Annotated in this window: 16 protein-coding genes and 1 tRNA gene; 6 read left to right on the top strand and 11 right to left on the bottom strand. The window is 41.8% G+C overall.

What is annotated here, in order from left to right:
- Nucleotides 1–126 precede the first annotated feature (126 nt).
- The 6 genes from ACKPQ4_RS02580 to ACKPQ4_RS02555 all read left to right on the top strand — a co-directional run bounded on the left by ACKPQ4_RS02580 (nt 127) and on the right by ACKPQ4_RS02555 (nt 4,957).
- Nucleotides 127–321, top strand: a complete 195-nt coding sequence (locus ACKPQ4_RS02580; RefSeq protein ID WP_407679649.1) for a cold-shock protein — start codon at nt 127–129, stop codon at nt 319–321.
- Between the two features lie 519 nt (nt 322–840).
- On the top strand, nt 841–1,446 hold the full coding sequence (locus ACKPQ4_RS02575) for a DUF2238 domain-containing protein (protein WP_407679648.1): 606 nt from the start codon (nt 841–843) through the stop codon (nt 1,444–1,446).
- Nucleotides 1,447–1,720: 274 nt separating this feature from the next.
- Nucleotides 1,721–3,184 carry a sulfatase family protein gene (locus ACKPQ4_RS02570; protein WP_407679647.1) on the top strand — a complete coding sequence of 488 codons (1,464 nt, stop codon included), beginning with the start codon at nt 1,721–1,723 and terminating at the stop codon, nt 3,182–3,184.
- 282 nt (nt 3,185–3,466) lie between these two features.
- Nucleotides 3,467–4,309 carry a hypothetical protein gene (locus ACKPQ4_RS02565; RefSeq protein WP_407679646.1) on the top strand — a complete coding sequence of 281 codons (843 nt, stop codon included), beginning with the start codon at nt 3,467–3,469 and terminating at the stop codon, nt 4,307–4,309.
- A gap of 255 nt (nt 4,310–4,564) precedes the next feature.
- On the top strand, nt 4,565–4,807 hold the full coding sequence (locus tag ACKPQ4_RS02560) for a hypothetical protein (RefSeq protein ID WP_407679645.1): 243 nt from the start codon (nt 4,565–4,567) through the stop codon (nt 4,805–4,807).
- A 73-nt stretch (nt 4,808–4,880) separates the two neighbouring features.
- Nucleotides 4,881–4,957, top strand: a tRNA-Ile gene (locus ACKPQ4_RS02555).
- A gap of 7 nt (nt 4,958–4,964) precedes the next feature.
- Here the strand turns inward: ACKPQ4_RS02555 and atpC are convergent.
- From atpC to mnmE, 11 genes are all read right to left on the bottom strand, one after another.
- The gene (atpC, locus tag ACKPQ4_RS02550; RefSeq protein ID WP_407679644.1) at nt 4,965–5,378 is read right to left on the bottom strand and encodes an ATP synthase F1 subunit epsilon; all 414 of its coding nucleotides are present in this window, start codon (nt 5,376–5,378) and stop codon (nt 4,965–4,967) included.
- A 21-nt stretch (nt 5,379–5,399) separates the two neighbouring features.
- Nucleotides 5,400–6,839, bottom strand: a complete 1,440-nt coding sequence (gene atpD / locus ACKPQ4_RS02545; RefSeq protein ID WP_407679643.1) for a F0F1 ATP synthase subunit beta — start codon at nt 6,837–6,839, stop codon at nt 5,400–5,402.
- Between the two features lie 16 nt (nt 6,840–6,855).
- A complete protein-coding gene (atpG, locus tag ACKPQ4_RS02540) occupies nt 6,856–7,731 on the bottom strand; it encodes an ATP synthase F1 subunit gamma (protein WP_407679642.1) in 876 nt (291 codons plus the stop codon).
- 40 nt (nt 7,732–7,771) lie between these two features.
- Nucleotides 7,772–9,304 (bottom strand): F0F1 ATP synthase subunit alpha, encoded by a 1,533-nt coding sequence (gene atpA, locus ACKPQ4_RS02535; protein ID WP_407679641.1) that lies wholly within the window; start codon nt 9,302–9,304, stop codon nt 7,772–7,774.
- A 16-nt stretch (nt 9,305–9,320) separates the two neighbouring features.
- Nucleotides 9,321–9,716: a F0F1 ATP synthase subunit delta gene (locus tag ACKPQ4_RS02530; protein ID WP_407679640.1), complete on the bottom strand. Its 396-nt coding sequence runs from the start codon at nt 9,714–9,716 to the stop codon at nt 9,321–9,323.
- A gap of 12 nt (nt 9,717–9,728) precedes the next feature.
- Complete coding sequence (gene atpF, locus ACKPQ4_RS02525) at nt 9,729–10,265, bottom strand: F0F1 ATP synthase subunit B (RefSeq protein ID WP_407679639.1); 537 nt, start codon at nt 10,263–10,265, stop codon at nt 9,729–9,731.
- A gap of 30 nt (nt 10,266–10,295) precedes the next feature.
- A complete protein-coding gene (gene atpE, locus ACKPQ4_RS02520; RefSeq protein ID WP_407679638.1) occupies nt 10,296–10,520 on the bottom strand; it encodes an ATP synthase F0 subunit C in 225 nt (74 codons plus the stop codon).
- A 68-nt stretch (nt 10,521–10,588) separates the two neighbouring features.
- On the bottom strand, nt 10,589–11,449 hold the full coding sequence (locus ACKPQ4_RS02515) for a F0F1 ATP synthase subunit A (protein ID WP_407679637.1): 861 nt from the start codon (nt 11,447–11,449) through the stop codon (nt 10,589–10,591).
- A gap of 110 nt (nt 11,450–11,559) precedes the next feature.
- Nucleotides 11,560–12,183: a tRNA (guanine(46)-N(7))-methyltransferase TrmB gene (gene trmB / locus ACKPQ4_RS02510; protein ID WP_407679636.1), complete on the bottom strand. Its 624-nt coding sequence runs from the start codon at nt 12,181–12,183 to the stop codon at nt 11,560–11,562.
- Nucleotides 12,176–14,080: a tRNA uridine-5-carboxymethylaminomethyl(34) synthesis enzyme MnmG gene (mnmG, locus tag ACKPQ4_RS02505; RefSeq protein ID WP_407679635.1), complete on the bottom strand. Its 1,905-nt coding sequence runs from the start codon at nt 14,078–14,080 to the stop codon at nt 12,176–12,178. Before mnmG ends, trmB begins: the two co-directional genes overlap by 8 nt.
- Nucleotides 14,081–14,082: 2 nt before the next feature.
- Nucleotides 14,083–15,146, bottom strand: a 1,064-nt coding sequence (mnmE, locus tag ACKPQ4_RS02500) for a tRNA uridine-5-carboxymethylaminomethyl(34) synthesis GTPase MnmE (protein WP_407679634.1), incomplete at its 5' end; no start/stop codon positions are given.

Below are 15,146 nucleotides of genomic sequence, written 5' to 3'. Positions count from 1 at the left end.
AATAATGAAATGTAACTCTCTCGATGTGTTCGTCTGTACACAATTTCGGACATTAGAGAATAAATTACTGTAATAATTTTCGTTAAATCATTTCAGTACAGATAAAAAATATAAAAAAAGACAACAATGAGCACAGGAATAGTAAAATGGTTTAATTCAGATAAAGGATATGGATTTATCCAGCAAGATGAGGGAGGCGACGATTTGTTTGTCCATCATTCTGAGACGGATGGATATGCGCTAAATGATGGCGACAAAGTGGAGTTCGAAGTTGGGCAAGGCCAGAAAGGTCCCTGTGCAACAAATGTAAAGAAACTCTAAGAAGTTCGTGGTGGCACGGCTAATGCCGTGGTTCAGGCTAAATATCAGCTGCCGAAAAGATTAATATTAAGTTTTATTACTTAGTGTTAACCTCTTTTTGGTTTAGCTAGCTCTAGCGTTCTCTCCCCTTTTTGACGGGGATAATTTACTGTCTAATCTGCGTGTAGAGGATCACGGAATCCGAAACAGCCTACTTTGAGCATGCCAAGTGCTACAGTAAATAACAAGCGTTCCATGTGCTCATCGACGGGCAGTGAAATTTTACCCAGTGCCCGCGAAACGGTCGCAAGCGCTTGTTCAACCTAGTTCAGGATCCTCCGCAAAGAGAAGGATTTGTTCGTGGTTGATGCCCCTACTGCCACTCTTTCGAAGGGCGGGCTTACCTTATTAAGTGGCTTAAAAATCGGCCCGATCAGTTTATTCAAGAAGAGAAGTTCATTGTTGGAAAGCCATTAAGGCATTCAACCAAGGAAGTTGAGGCAAATGTTATAGCCGTATTCCACCTAATGAGTTTGAACAATGAAGTATATTTGGATTTCAATTTTTTGGATCGTATTGCTATGGTCTGGAGTATATCCGAAGGATCAGTTTACCTGGTTCTTGGAAGTCGCACCGGCTCTTTTAGGAGGAATAATATTAGCCACAACATATAATAAATTTAGACTAACACCACTATTGTATGCATTGATCTTGGTTCATTGTGTTGTTCTAATGATCGGCGGACACTACACCTATGCAGAGGTCCCATTCTTTGACGGGTTGTTTGGTGCTGATAGAAATAATTACGATAAAGTGGGGCACTTTTTTCAAGGCTTTGTGCCTGCACTTATCGTGAGAGAAATATTAGTTCGAAAGAAAGTTGTAAGTGGTAGGGCTTGGCTAAATCTATTTATTGTTTCAATTAGTTTGGCATTTAGTGCATTCTACGAACTCATTGAGTGGTGGGTAGCATTGTCTACGGGAGAAGATGCAGAAGCATTCTTAGGTACACAGGGCTATGTTTGGGATACGCAATCTGATATGGCACTGGCATTAATAGGAGCTGTAACATCAACCTTTATACTTTCTAAATCTCATGACGTTCAGCTAAGTAAGTTTAACAAGCGTCTCGTAGCGACGCGGTAAACCTTATGTATGGATGGTAGGTATGGGAGTAAATTAGTCTTCAAAGAACTCCGAACTCGGCTCTCCATACAACGACTGGAAATTACTCTCTTCCCTAGTGGTTCCTAGGGGACAAAAAACTGAAGAAGTATGGAGATATGACCGAGGTACCAAACAATTAGACTATTACAAGCACATGACTACGGTATTTCTCAAAACACTAAGACAGATGGATAACTAAAGTTGCCAGACAAGGTTATTCGTGGTCTTTCTTATTTTGAAAATATTCAGAAAAATGAAAAAGACTATGAGAATCATTCTATTTACCTTAGGAACCCTTCTGGCATTCAATACTTTTGCCAAGCAACTTAGGCCTAATATTGTGCTGATCATGTGCGACGACCTTGGTTACGGCGATGTGCAATGCCTAAACCCGAAAAATGGCAAGATCAAGACCCCCTATATTGACAGGCTTGCAAGCCAGGGCATGACTTTTACCGATGCCCATTCGGGATCTTCGGTTTGTACGCCAACACGGTACGGCTTGCTGACTGGTAGGTATAGCTGGCGAACACGTTTACAAAGTGGTGTGGTCCAGGGCTTTGCTCCATGCCTGATTGCACCAGACCGCCTCACTGTGGCTGGTTTGTTGAAAAAGCAGGGCTATGCAACAGGCATTATTGGTAAATGGCATCTGGATTTTAAGTATCAGGACGCTAAGACAGGTAAGATCCTACCTAGAATGAAGCGGGCTCCGATTGGGTCCACCATCCCCGATGGGCCAGTACATCGAGGATTTGATTATTTCCACGGTATTCATCACGCCGGTCATATGGATACCATTATTGAAAACAACAAGGTGGTCGAGCAATTGGATGAAATCCATAACCTGCCCCGACTCACCGAAAAATCGGTGGCCTATATTGAAGGGCGCACCAAGTACCAGGCTCAGCCTTTTTTCCTTTATGTACCGCTCGGCTCGCCGCACACACCAATCGTACCTACTGCAGAGTGGCAGGGGAAGAGCGGGCTTGGCCCGTATGGAGATTTTGTCATGCAAACAGACGCTACTGTCGGGGCGATCATGAATGCATTAGATAAAAATGGCTTTGCGAAAAATACCCTAGTAGTCTTTACGAGTGACAACGGATGTTCAAAGGCAGCAAACATATCTCGGCTCCGTAAACAGGGGCATCATGTAAGTGCTCAGTACCGAGGTTCAAAGTCAGATATTTGGGAAGGTGGGCACAGGGTACCCTTTCTGGTTCGTTGGCCGGGTATGGTCGAAGCCGCATCCCAAAGCGATCAACTTATAACTTTGGTCGATTTCTTTGCCACGATTTCTGACATCACTGGAGAGAAAGCACCTGGAATGGCAGAAGATAGCGTGAGTTTCTTACCCGCACTTTCCGGCCAGGCTATTGTTTCAAGCCGAAAGGGCATAATCCACCACTCTATTTCTGGTCACTTCGCCTACCGCCAAGGCAAGTGGAAGCTTCTTCTGGCTAAAGGGTCCGGGGGTTGGTCTTCTCCAAAAGAGAGTGAAGTTGGTGCGAAGACAGCTTCAGCCCAACTTTACAACATGGAAAAAGACCCGAGCGAACAGAATAATCTATACCTTTCTCGCCCCGATGTGGCCGAAAGGCTTTTGGCAGATTTAACTCTGGATGTTCAACGGGGTCGAAGCACGGATGGACCAGAAGCTAAAAATGATGTTCTGAACATAAAGCTTTGGAAAAGTCAGCGAGGCAAAAAATAATATAAGTTGATGAGTGACAGATAAGAGTCAGGGAACCTTTTTTGTGGTTTGTTCGCAGTGATAATATCTCAGGTTTATTCATGGTTCTTAAAAAATTAACCTTACAGTCTTACATTTCTGCCACCTCAACTATTTTTCAATGAAGTCAATTATTCTTTCCAAAGTTTGTGCTGCTAGAAACATTCAAATCGTTGATTCAGCTGAGGCCTTTCAATAGGTATTGCTGATTGGTAAATGTAACAACTGTTTGATTGGGTACAATTCTTTGACTCTAGAAATGAAATGATCAGAAAAGTTATCATACTGACAATTGCAGGAATGATTCATCTGTCTTTGCTCATTGCGAAGGATCTTAAAAAAACTGGGTTTGATCTTGTTGTTCCATCGACAACCGATGAATTGCCAACCCCAGGTAAACGAGTTAGGCATGTGAACCATGAATACATGGGCTCGGAGGTGTACCACCTTCTTTATCTTCCAACTGACTGGGTTAAGGGAGAGAAGTATCCAGTAATTGTTGAGTATTCAGGAAACAAGTGGAAGAGCAGTCACGGATTGCTCGAAGGGAGTAACCTTGGTTACGGCATATCTGCTGGTAAAGGTGTCATCTGGATATCCATGCCTTTTGTCGATGTAGAAAATCAAAGAAATGCCCTAACTTGGTGGGGTGATGTTGATGCGACGGTAGAATACTGCAAGAAGACCGTAGATCGCATATGCAGGGAATATGGTGGTGATATTTCTAATCTATTTATTGCTGGGTTTTCTCGAGGTGCTATCGCCTGTAATTATATCGGCCTCTATGATGATCAGATTGCATCACTATGGTGCGGTTTCATCTGTCACAGTCATTACGACGGAGTTCAGAAATGGAAATATGCCAGAAGTGATCGGACTTCTGCTAAAACTCGACTGAAAAGATTGGGAAATAGACCACAATTTATTAGTCATGAGGGAAGTGTTGAAGAAACGAGGCAATACCTCAAAGAAGTATACCCCTCAGGAAATTTTACTTTTAAGGCAATGTCATTCGCGAATCATACCAACACTTGGGTACTACGAGATATACCAGAAAGAAAAGTTCTTCGGGATTGGTTCAATATTGTACTGCGTGATAAACGCTAACAAAGTTTATGACACAGGATAGGTTTGCCCATTTCATCTTTTTCAACGAGAATAATAATCCTGTTCTTTAAATAATCCAGCCAAGTGCATCTACAGACAGTCGGATTTATCCGGCAACCAACCGAACGTTTTGAGCGGTCACGGTGGTTCACAGGTCATTGACCTAGATGTGCGGTTTAAGTAAAAACCGAAATCAGTGCTCTGTTCGAATATTTGGCTACTCGAACAAAGTGCGTATCAACCAAACTACGTGCCATGAAACCATCCAATACAACCAATTCTGAAGAACTCGCGATCCGTGTGGACGAGTCCAACCTTAATCATCATTTGTGGAATAACAACGGTACTTGGTGGCTGCATTATACAGTCTACCCTACCCCTGTAACATCAGATAGGAGAAGACGATCCCTAAAGACGCAAAATATTGAGCAAGCACGTCTCAGAAGAGATAAAATCTTTAATGCTTTAGCTGCAGATATATTGCCCTTGGCCGCTTAAAAAATTAAGGAACGGTGTCCGGACTTGATATCAAACTTGTAACCTACAAGAAAACATGTAGTTTATTTGTTTCGGGCCCTTAGCTCAGTTGGTTAGAGCATCCGACTCATAATCGGCAGGTCGTCGGTTCAAGTCCGACAGGGCCCACCATTTATAACTATCTGGATTTGCCTTTGGCGATCTGTTGAGCCAAAGCAAATCGCGTGGCGGCTTCAAGTTTTTGGATCGCGGCGAAATCTAAGTTACTTTTCTTACCCTCGGATAATGCTTCTTGAGCTCGTTTAACTGCTTCCTCAATTTTGGAATCGTCCTGTTCATTAATTTTGAGAGCTTCATCAGTCAGTATGGAGACCTTTTCTGAATAGACTTCAACAAAGCCAGAACTAACAGCTAGGTATTCGATGGTCCCATTCTTTTCAACCTTAAGATCACCGGCAATTAGTTTGTCGATAACAGGAACATGATGGGACAATATATCGATCTTTCCATTGGCGGTAGGCACAACTACATGATCGACTTCCTCGGAATAAACCGTGGCGTCAGGGGTAACGATTTCGAGGGTTATAGGCATGACGAACTAAGCAGCGATGAGTTAGGAATTCTCTCCACCGATGACAGAGTCAATTCCACCCTTCATATAAAAGTCATTCTCAGCGACCTCATCCAATTCACCATCTAAGATCATTTTGAATCCACGAATGGTATCTTTAACAGGTACATATTCACCAGAAACACCCGTAAATACTTCAGCTACATGGAAGGGTTGAGAAAGGAATTTTTGTATTTTGCGGGCTCGGAAAACCGTTTGTTTTTGCTCGGGAGATAACTCATCCAACCCGAGGATGGCGATAATATCCTGAAGGTCTTTGTAGGCCTGGAGTACTTCCTGGACACCTCGAGCTACTCCAAAGTGTTCTTCACCAACAATTTCCGGCGAGAGTGCATTTGATACCGAAGCCAAGGGGTCAACCGCTGGGTAAATGCCGAGCTCAGCAATCGAACGCTCCAACACGATAGTTGAGTCAAGGTGCGCAAAGGTGTTTGCTGGAGCAGGATCAGTTAAATCATCAGCAGGAACATAAACGGCTTGGAAAGAGGTGATCGAGCCTTTTTTAGTCGAAGTTATACGCTCTTGCAGGATGCCCATTTCTTCAGCGAGTGTGGGCTGGTATCCAACTGCAGATGGGGATCGGCCCAAAAGTGCGGATACCTCGGATCCGGCTTGGGAGAAACGGAAAATATTATCTACGAAAAGTAAAACATCTTGCCCCATTTCGTCACGGAAATATTCGGCCATAGTCAAACCTGAAAGGGCGACCCTCATGCGGGCTCCGGGAGGCTCGTTCATTTGCCCATAAACCAAGGCAACCTTGGATTTGGAAATATCTTCTTGGTTGATGACACCCGCTTCTGACATTTCCTGATAAAGATCATTACCTTCCCGGGAACGTTCCCCTACCCCAGCAAATACAGAGTACCCACCGTGGGCTTTGGCAATGTTATTGATCAATTCCATGATCACAACGGTCTTACCTACACCAGCACCTCCGAACGCACCAACCTTACCTCCCTTGATGAAGGGACAAATTAAATCGATGACCTTAATACCTGTTTCAAGAATATTAGCCTCTGTATCCTGATCGATCAGAGTTGGAGCTTGACGGTGAATAGGTCGAGTTTCCGAGTGGCCACAATCTCCTTTGTTGTCCACAGTGTCTCCGGTTACATTAAAAATCCTTCCGAGAACTTTTTCGCCAACTGGTACGGAGATTGGGTTGGCTGTGTTAACTATGTCCATTCCACGAACGAGGCCCTCCGTGGAAGACATGGCAACAGCTCGTACCCTGTTTTCTCCAAGGTGTTGTTGCGTTTCTAAAACGAGCTTGGCATCGCTGGAATCGTCTAGCTTGTAAGTGATTTCAAGGGCATCGTAAATTTTGGGCATATTGCCGGCTGGGAACTCGGCGTCAACGACGGCTCCGATGACCTGTACGATTTTTCCTTGGCTTGTATTCGAATTATCCTGTTCCATGATAAGAAGGTAGGTTTTAGTTAGAAAGGGTTGAGGCAGAAATCTCAAGGATTTCCTGGGTGATAGCGGCTTGGCGCGCGCGGTTGTATTGGAGGGTAAGGTCGTTGAGCAGATTTCCTGCGTTGTCGGTGGCTGTTTTCATCGCAACCATACGGGCACTGTGTTCAGAAGCTTGAGATTCCATAACCATTTGATGAATTTCCTGCTTTAAGTAGAGTGTACCTAGTTCAGATAAAACATCATTACGGTTTTCGATAAGAATTTCTCGGTTGTCTTTGGGGACTTGGTGATCATTAACACCAAATCTCTCGTGAAGTTTTTGGCTCATCTCATCTAGGTCATTAAGTGGGAATAAACGAACAAGCTCAGGTTCCTGTCGAAGCGTGTTAATAAACCCAGTGTGCAAAACCTCAATGGTGTCAATTTTATCGTCACCATAGGACCTAAGCAAAAATTCGATTATTGGCTTAATGTCCGCATAGCGAGGCTTATCTGGAAGAGTAAAGTCTGCGAGTAAATCTCTGTGTGTTCGGGATAAGTACTGGGTGGCACGCTTCCCGACAGAAACAAATTTTGCAGATGAATCTACATCAGAAAGCATTCTAAAGAGGTTAGAATTTAAAGCACCGCAAAGTCCTTTGTCGGTTCCAATTACTAAAATCCCTCGGTGCCTAACTGGTCGGTCGTTGAAATATTTATGAGTAATCTCCTCAAATTCATCGGCAACTGATACAATTAAATCAGCCAGAAGCATCGCATAGGGCCGACCGCACTTAGCAGCGTCCTGTGCCTTCTTCATTTTAGAAGTGGCAACCATTTGCATCGCCTTAGTGATTTGGCGGGTGCTTTTTACTCCCTTAATACGCAATCGTATATCACGTGAGTTAGCCATGTTTTAAATAAGATGAAAGAGAAAGTAAAAGTTTAGGAAATCAAGAGAAGCTGCGCTTCCAATCTTCAACCGAACTACGAAGTTTTTGTTCGGTTTCCTCTTCTAATTTCCCGGATGAGTAAATCAATTCGCAGGCTTCTTTCCCTTGAGTTTCCATGTAATCACGAAGGCTTTGGGTCGCTCTATTTACATCGGCAACATCAATGGAATCAAAGAAGTTGTTTTGCATGGCCCACATAATTACTGTTTGAATCTCTACGGCGATAGGATTAGATGCGGTTTGTTTAAAAAGTTCAACAATACGTGCACCCCTGTCTAGGCTTGCTTTTGTTGCTGCATCTAAATCGGATTCAAACTGCGAGAAGGCAGCAAGCTCACGGAACTGGGCAAGTTCCAGTTTTACTTTGCCGGCAACTTTCTTGTAGGCCTTGATTTGAGCGGCTGAACCAACTCTTGATACCGAAAGACCAACCGATACGGCAGGACGAATTCCTTTATTAAAAAGGTCACCTTCTAGAAAAATCTGACCATCGGTTATAGATATTACGTTCGTGGGAATGTATCCAGCAACATCGCCCATTTGAGTTTCAATAATAGGAAGAGCAGTTAAAGACCCATTTCCACAATCTTCTTTCAACCTGGCAGATCTCTCAAGTAAGCGTGAGTGCAGATAAAAGACATCTCCAGGATACGCTTCACGACCTGATGGGCGTTTCAGAATGAGAGAAATTTGACGGTAGGCGACAGCATGTTTAGACAAATCATCATAAACGATTAAGGCGTCCATTCCGTTCTCCATATACCATTCCCCCATTGCACATCCAGAGTATGGGGCAAGGTATTGGTTCGCTGGGTTGTCGGCAGCTGGTGCAGAAACAATGGTGACATATTCCATAGCACCACTTTCCTCCAAGGTTTTAATTGTTCGGGCTACATTCGCATTTTTCTGACCTATTGCAACATACACACAAAAGACAGGACGAAAGTTTGCATCACCAGAGGCTTCACCCTGTTTATTAATCTTGGCCTGATTTATAATAGTATCGATTGCAATGGTGGTTTTTCCAGTGGAGCGATCACCGATAATTAACTCACGCTGACCCCTACCAATCGGTACCATCGAGTCAACCGCCATGATTCCTGTTTGCAGAGGTTGGTCGACAGATTTTCTGGGAATGATACCTGGAGCAATTCTTTCTACAGGAAGGGATTCATTAGCATTAAGAGCACCCTTACCGTCCATGGGGCGCCCTACTGCATCTACGACCCTACCAAGTAATTCCTTACCAACTGGTACTGATAGTAGCTTGCCCGTTGTCCGTGCCTCATCTCCTTCTTTAAGCGAACTAACATCCCCAAGTAAAACGCAACCTACCGAGTCTTCTTCCAAATTCAGAGCAATGCCCAAAACATTATTGGGAAACTCGATCATTTCGTTGTACATTACTTTGGAAAGACCATCAACTCTAGCAACGCCATCAGCTAAAGTTATGATTGTACCGATGTTGGTATGAGTGGCATCGGTAGAAAGATTTTCTATTTCTTTTCGAATTAGATCAGTTATGGAACTCATTTTAGGAGGTTTGGTATTATGATGTAAAAGATTGAGAGAGTTTGGATAACCTAGATTTTACGGAGTCCTCAAAAACATCATCAACTAATCTTATACGAAAACCAGCAATAAGACTTTTGTTGACCGTGTATTTGAAATCGACAGGAAGGGTATTAGCCGCATTGATTTTATCTTTAAGCTTAGTGATAACTGAATCGTTTGGTTCGGCAGCGAACTCAAGTTCGACAAGCTGGAAACGAAGCTTTTTGGTTATCGCAGCCAAATAGTCTTTTAAAATCTCAAGGTGTTTAGCAGGCTTGCATTCCTTGAGACCAACTAATACTTCGTTGACTAGATTTTTATCTACAAAGTCATGTTCATTTGAGGACTTTCTGACAAGTTCTTGAACTAGGTAGTTGAATTGCGAGGACATAAAGGAGAAGGTTTAAACGGAAAGATTTAACTCGTCAGTAGCACGGGAAGCAAATTTATGCTTTTCATCTTCTGATAAATCTTTCGATAAAACTTTGGACGCCGTATGCACGACAAGCGAGGCAATTTCTTCGCGAGCTTCTTTTAAAACTCTCTCTCTTTCTTGTTCCATGGCAGATTTTGCTTTCGAAATAATTTCTTCGGCTTGTTTGCGTGCATCTTCTTTCTGAGCTTCGATAAAAGCTTTAGCCTGCTCTTGTGCGGAAGAAATTGTTTTTTTGGCAGCAATGGAAGCCTCTTGAAGTGTCTCCTGCTGCTGCTTTTCAGTTTCTTCTAGCTCAAGTTTAATCTTATCGGCATTGCTCAAAGAGTCAGCTATCTGCTTTTCACGTTCTTTAATCGTGGAAAGGACGTTTTTAAAAGCAAACTTCCATATAACAAAAGCAACAATCAAGAAGTTGATCGCTTGGGCGATTAGCATAGGCCAATCAATACCGAAGGTTTCGACTATACCTTGAGCGGTGTCAGTTAGGCTGGCTAAAACTATCATGAGGCGATTGGGGACTTAGGTCCCTCTTAATTAGAGAAAAAGGGAGTAAAAAGCTACAGCTTCTGCAAGAGCCATGCCTATAATCGACTGAACCAAAATTGCACCGGCTGCGTCTGGGTTGCGTCCGACCGCTTCGACGGCTTTCATTCCAACAATACCAACCCCTATTGCGGCACCAAGGCAACCAAGGGCCGATTGTATGCTTCCAGTTATACCTGATGCTTGTTCAGATGCTTGTGCGAGTACTTCTATCATAGTAATTTATTGTTTAGTTTTAATTATAGTTAGGTATGTCTACAAATGAATATAGTCCCATACTGAAATTAGTGTTTTTCTCCTTCGTCATGGTTGCATATTAATCCAATGTAAACAGAAATCAGAAGCATAAAAACTAGTGCCTGAACCAAACCAATCAGAACCTCCATGAAATAAAAAGGTACAGGAAGAATCCACTTTAACTGAGGAACTAAATAGAACATACTGTGCAAAAGGCTTTCACCACCAAATACATTTCCAAAAAGACGAAAAGTTAAAGAGACCGGTCGGAACAGAATTGAAACTACCTCGATGAATCCAACAGCGAGAAAGATGATGCCCAAAAAACCAAAGATGGTAGCACTAACTTCCGATTTGTCAGCCTTGTTACCAAACCAATCTTTCGCGATGGCTTTGATTCCAGCATACTTAACGATGAAATATAACCAAAAAATATTGGCAACCAGTGCTAGAGCTAGGGTCATATTAAGATCTGCATTCCCAGGTCTTATGAGAGGTTTACCAATACTAAAATGATCATCCGAATAAGTACCATAACCAATTGTGCCCACACCTGGAAGAAGTCCGCTCCAATTTTGGATTAATATGAAAAAGAAAAGTCCGCTGAGAAGCCAAAAAGACGGAAAAAATACTTTCTTTCCAACTATTGGTTCAATGATCCCGCGAATCCCACCAATTAAGGACTCAAGAATTAATTGACCTTTGCCTGGTATCAATTGTGGGCGACCAACTAAAAGTTTGATGGAAAAAACCAAAAGGAGTGATACTATCCAACTAGTAACCATGGAATTAGTAACGGGAAATTGACCAATGCTAAAAACAGTTTCAGCGGTTACCTTAACACCATCTCCAGCTGCGTTTAAAGCTGTAAATGGGCATAGAAGAATTAATAGAGCTAATCGTTTCACGAGATGTCAAAACTTATAAGCTGAACTTTATCTTTGGTCAATTCACAAGTTCTAAGAAAAAACATACAAACTACTGAATTAAAAAATAAGCGGATCGAGATTAGTTGCGCTTATGATGTTTTGGCGGAACAGTAAAACGAGGATGGGAAGAGTTCGCCAAAAAAACTACCTGCGTCGTGAGGCCATTTCTCTTTTGAATAAGTCCAATGAGAGGAATCTTTGATTAAATGAGTTGTCCAATCAAAATACCCCCGGTGGTCAGTTTTGAAAAATAGGTTTGAGTTAATATGAGACTTTTCAGCCAATAGACTTAGAAAATTGTTTTGAATGAGTCGCTTTTTAAAATGTCTCTTCTTGGGCCAGGGATCAGAGTACATGATAAAAGTTTTTATCACAGGTAAATCACTTGGCAGTGCATGAAGAAACTCACTTGCTTCTGCCTTGAGAAAAAAGAGGTTTTTAAGTTTGAAAGAATCTTTTTTGCGCTCAGCTTTCCTTATTCTTTTACTAATTAGGTCAATGCCGACAAAAATATTTTGAGAATCAGATTCAGCATACGATGACAACCAATGGCCATGGCCGCAACCAATCTCTAGGCATATCCCCCTTGAATTCTTCTCTTTGACCTTCGGGGAAATGATTCGATTAATGAACTCCCCTACCCCATTAATTCGCGAAGCTCTTTTTAATTCAAACTCAGCATGATTATTATTCTCTGTCTCATTTTCAATCACCTTTATTCTTTTGTAGTTTGGTAAAACGTTCTAAGTAAATGTGTACTATGCTAATGTCTGCAGGATTAACACCTGATATTCGAGAAGCTTGCCCTAGAGTACTTGGTCTTACCTGGTTAAGCTTTTCTGTACACTCCGTTCGCAATCCTGGAAGTGAGTCATAGGAAAAAGAAGATGGTATTTCGAGGTTTTCGGCATTTTTTATCCGTTTTGCCGCAGCAATTTCTCTTTTCAAATATCCATCGTATGTGATTCGATAAATTACTTCATTTTGCACCGACTGGGGCAATTGGTAAAAAGATTCGGGAAAATTAATTTCTACTTCTGGAACTGATTTAATTTGATGGGCATAAGTTATACCTGAATCAGATTTATTGGTTTCAAAGATTTTGATCCATGTTTCAGTGGATTGTAGTTGGTTCTTAATATTTTCTCTTCTTAATGAGGAATGTAAGTTGTATATATCAGCCTTTTTTAAAAAGCGATGCTCAGCACTTCCATGATTAAAAAGAAGACGATGTTCCGCACGACTAGTAAACATACGATACGGTTCGGTAACCCCTTTGGCGGTTAGGTCATCGATAAGGACACCTATATAACCTTCATCTCGATAAATCGAGAAAGAGTTTAAGCATAAGGCTGTCCTGGAAGCATTTATACCTGCCATAAGTCCCTGTGCAGCAGCTTCTTCGTATCCTGAAGTACCATTTATTTGACCAGCAAAGAATAGTGATTTAACCAGCAAAGATTCAAGGCTTTTCTTCAGTTGAGTTGGAGGTGCATAGTCATATTCCACCGCATAAGCGGGTCGGATAATCATCGCATTTTCGAGGCCTGGTATGGATTTGATGACTTTTTGCTGAACATCAAAGGGTAAGCAAGTTGAGAGACCGTTAATATACCATTCGTCTGTGTTGACCCCTTCAGGTTCTAGATGAATACGGTGCGAATCTTTGTCAGAAAAGCGAACTACCTTGTCTTCAATACTGGGGCAATACCTTGGTCCGGTTCCAACAATATCACCTTTATAAAGTGGTGAAAGGTGGAGGTTTTCATTAATAAGTTCATGGGTAGTTTCTGTGGTCGAGGTAAGAAAGCATTTTACTAAATTTGAACCTAATTCATGACTACCTTTTGTCGGCCACCTTCTATTTTGTTCCACGTGGAACATCTCGGTATCAGTTCTACTATCGTAAAAAGCGAATTTAGTAGGATCTTGATCTCCGGATTGTTCTGCCAAGCCATTAAAATTAATAGAATTACCTAGAAGCCTTGGAGGAGTCCCAGTCTTAAAGCGCTTAAGTTCTATGCCATGCTTTATGAAATGCGAGGAAAGTCCCTTTGCAGAATGATCGCCTAACCTACCTCCTTCCGACTTTGATTGTCCTATGTGAGTCGATGCTTGTAAGAAAGTTCCTGTGGTTACTACGACTGTTTTACCGTAAAAGTGAAGTCCCATTGATGTGGTAACTCCGTTACAACAAGAGTTTTGAACGATTAAGCCATCCACCATTGCTTGAAATAGCGTTAGATTGGGCTGTTGTTCGAGAACATGCTTCATCCTTAACTGGTAGGCTTTTTTATCACATTGTGCCCTTGGTGCTTGGACAGCTTTTCCTTTAGAAGTATTTAAAAGTTTAAATTGAATGGCAGTAAAGTCAGCATTTAATGCCATTTCTCCCCCTAATGCATCGATTTCGCGTACAATTTGTCCTTTTCCTTGTCCACCAATGGCAGGGTTACAACTCATTTGAGCAATGGTATCTAAATTTCCTGTTAACAGCAGGACATCTGCCCCTTGTTTTGATGCAGCAATGGCTGCTTCACAACCAGCATGACCAGCACCGCAGACAATTACATCATAGGGCTTTTTAGGTGTATTTACCCTTAGTGTCATCCTTACTTCCCTATACAGAATTCTCCGAAGAGAATATCTAGCATATCTTCATTTGTTTTTCTCCCAATCATTATGTCTAATTCTTTTCGAGCTTCAGTAAGGTGCATTGATATAATTTCATCTCCAACTTCATTATTTGATTCTGTCAAGAAACGGTTCAACTTATCCAAGCAGTTTTTAATGAGTACTTCGTGCCTTACACCTACGAGATATTCATTTTCTGATCCTTCTCCTGTGAGTTTTTGTATTATTTCTAGTAAAAGCGTCTCCAATTCCCTGAGACCATATTTTCCGGTTGAACTTATGTTTATTGCTTTGGGCGAGGGATTATAATTTGGTGCCCAATTATTTTTACCCAAGTCTGATTTATTACGAATGAGTAGTGTAGGCTTGCTTTGTAATAATTTGGTAAATTTTTCTGGGAGTTCGGTAGGGTGGGGGACTGAGTTGTCAATCACCCAAAGAAACAAATCAGCTTCATTTGCTTGTTCAAGACTCATTTCAATACCAGCTAACTCAATTTGCTCGGATGCATTATGAACTCCAGCTGTATCAACAAGCGTTATCCAGAATTTACCAATTTTAATATCAAATTCTAAATAATCTCTTGTTGTTCCTGATTCAGAGTGAATAAGTGCTCGATTCTTGCCTGCTAGAGCATTAAACAAGCTACTTTTTCCAACATTAGGTAATCCTGTAAGAACCACTCTAATGTTTCTAGTTAATAGTTTAGTTCTTGTAGATTGTAAGAGTAATGCTTCAAGCTCCTGGACTATTTTTCTTACTTTCTGATGAACTCTTTCTTGATCATTTTCGTGTAAATCATCTTCGGGGAAGTCTATGTGTGCTTCAATGGAAGCTTGTAGGTTTAAGATATCTTGTTGAATGGATAATAGTTTATCGGAAAGTTTCCCCTTTAAATTTCGTTGGGCTAGGGTAAGTGCTTGTTCATTTTTTGCTGCAATAATTTGTGCCACAGATTCAGCCTGTGGGAGGTCAATTTTCCCGTTAAGGAATGCCTGCCTAGTAAATTCACCAGGATGTGCTATTCGACATCCTCGATTAA

The organism is Candidatus Chordibacter forsetii, assembly GCF_964187505.1.
GTDB classification, from domain to species: domain Bacteria; phylum Verrucomicrobiota; class Verrucomicrobiia; order Opitutales; family Seribacteraceae; genus Chordibacter; species Chordibacter forsetii.
Note: the sequence above shows the minus strand (reverse complement) of the source record. Positions and strands in the feature narration are given on the sequence as shown.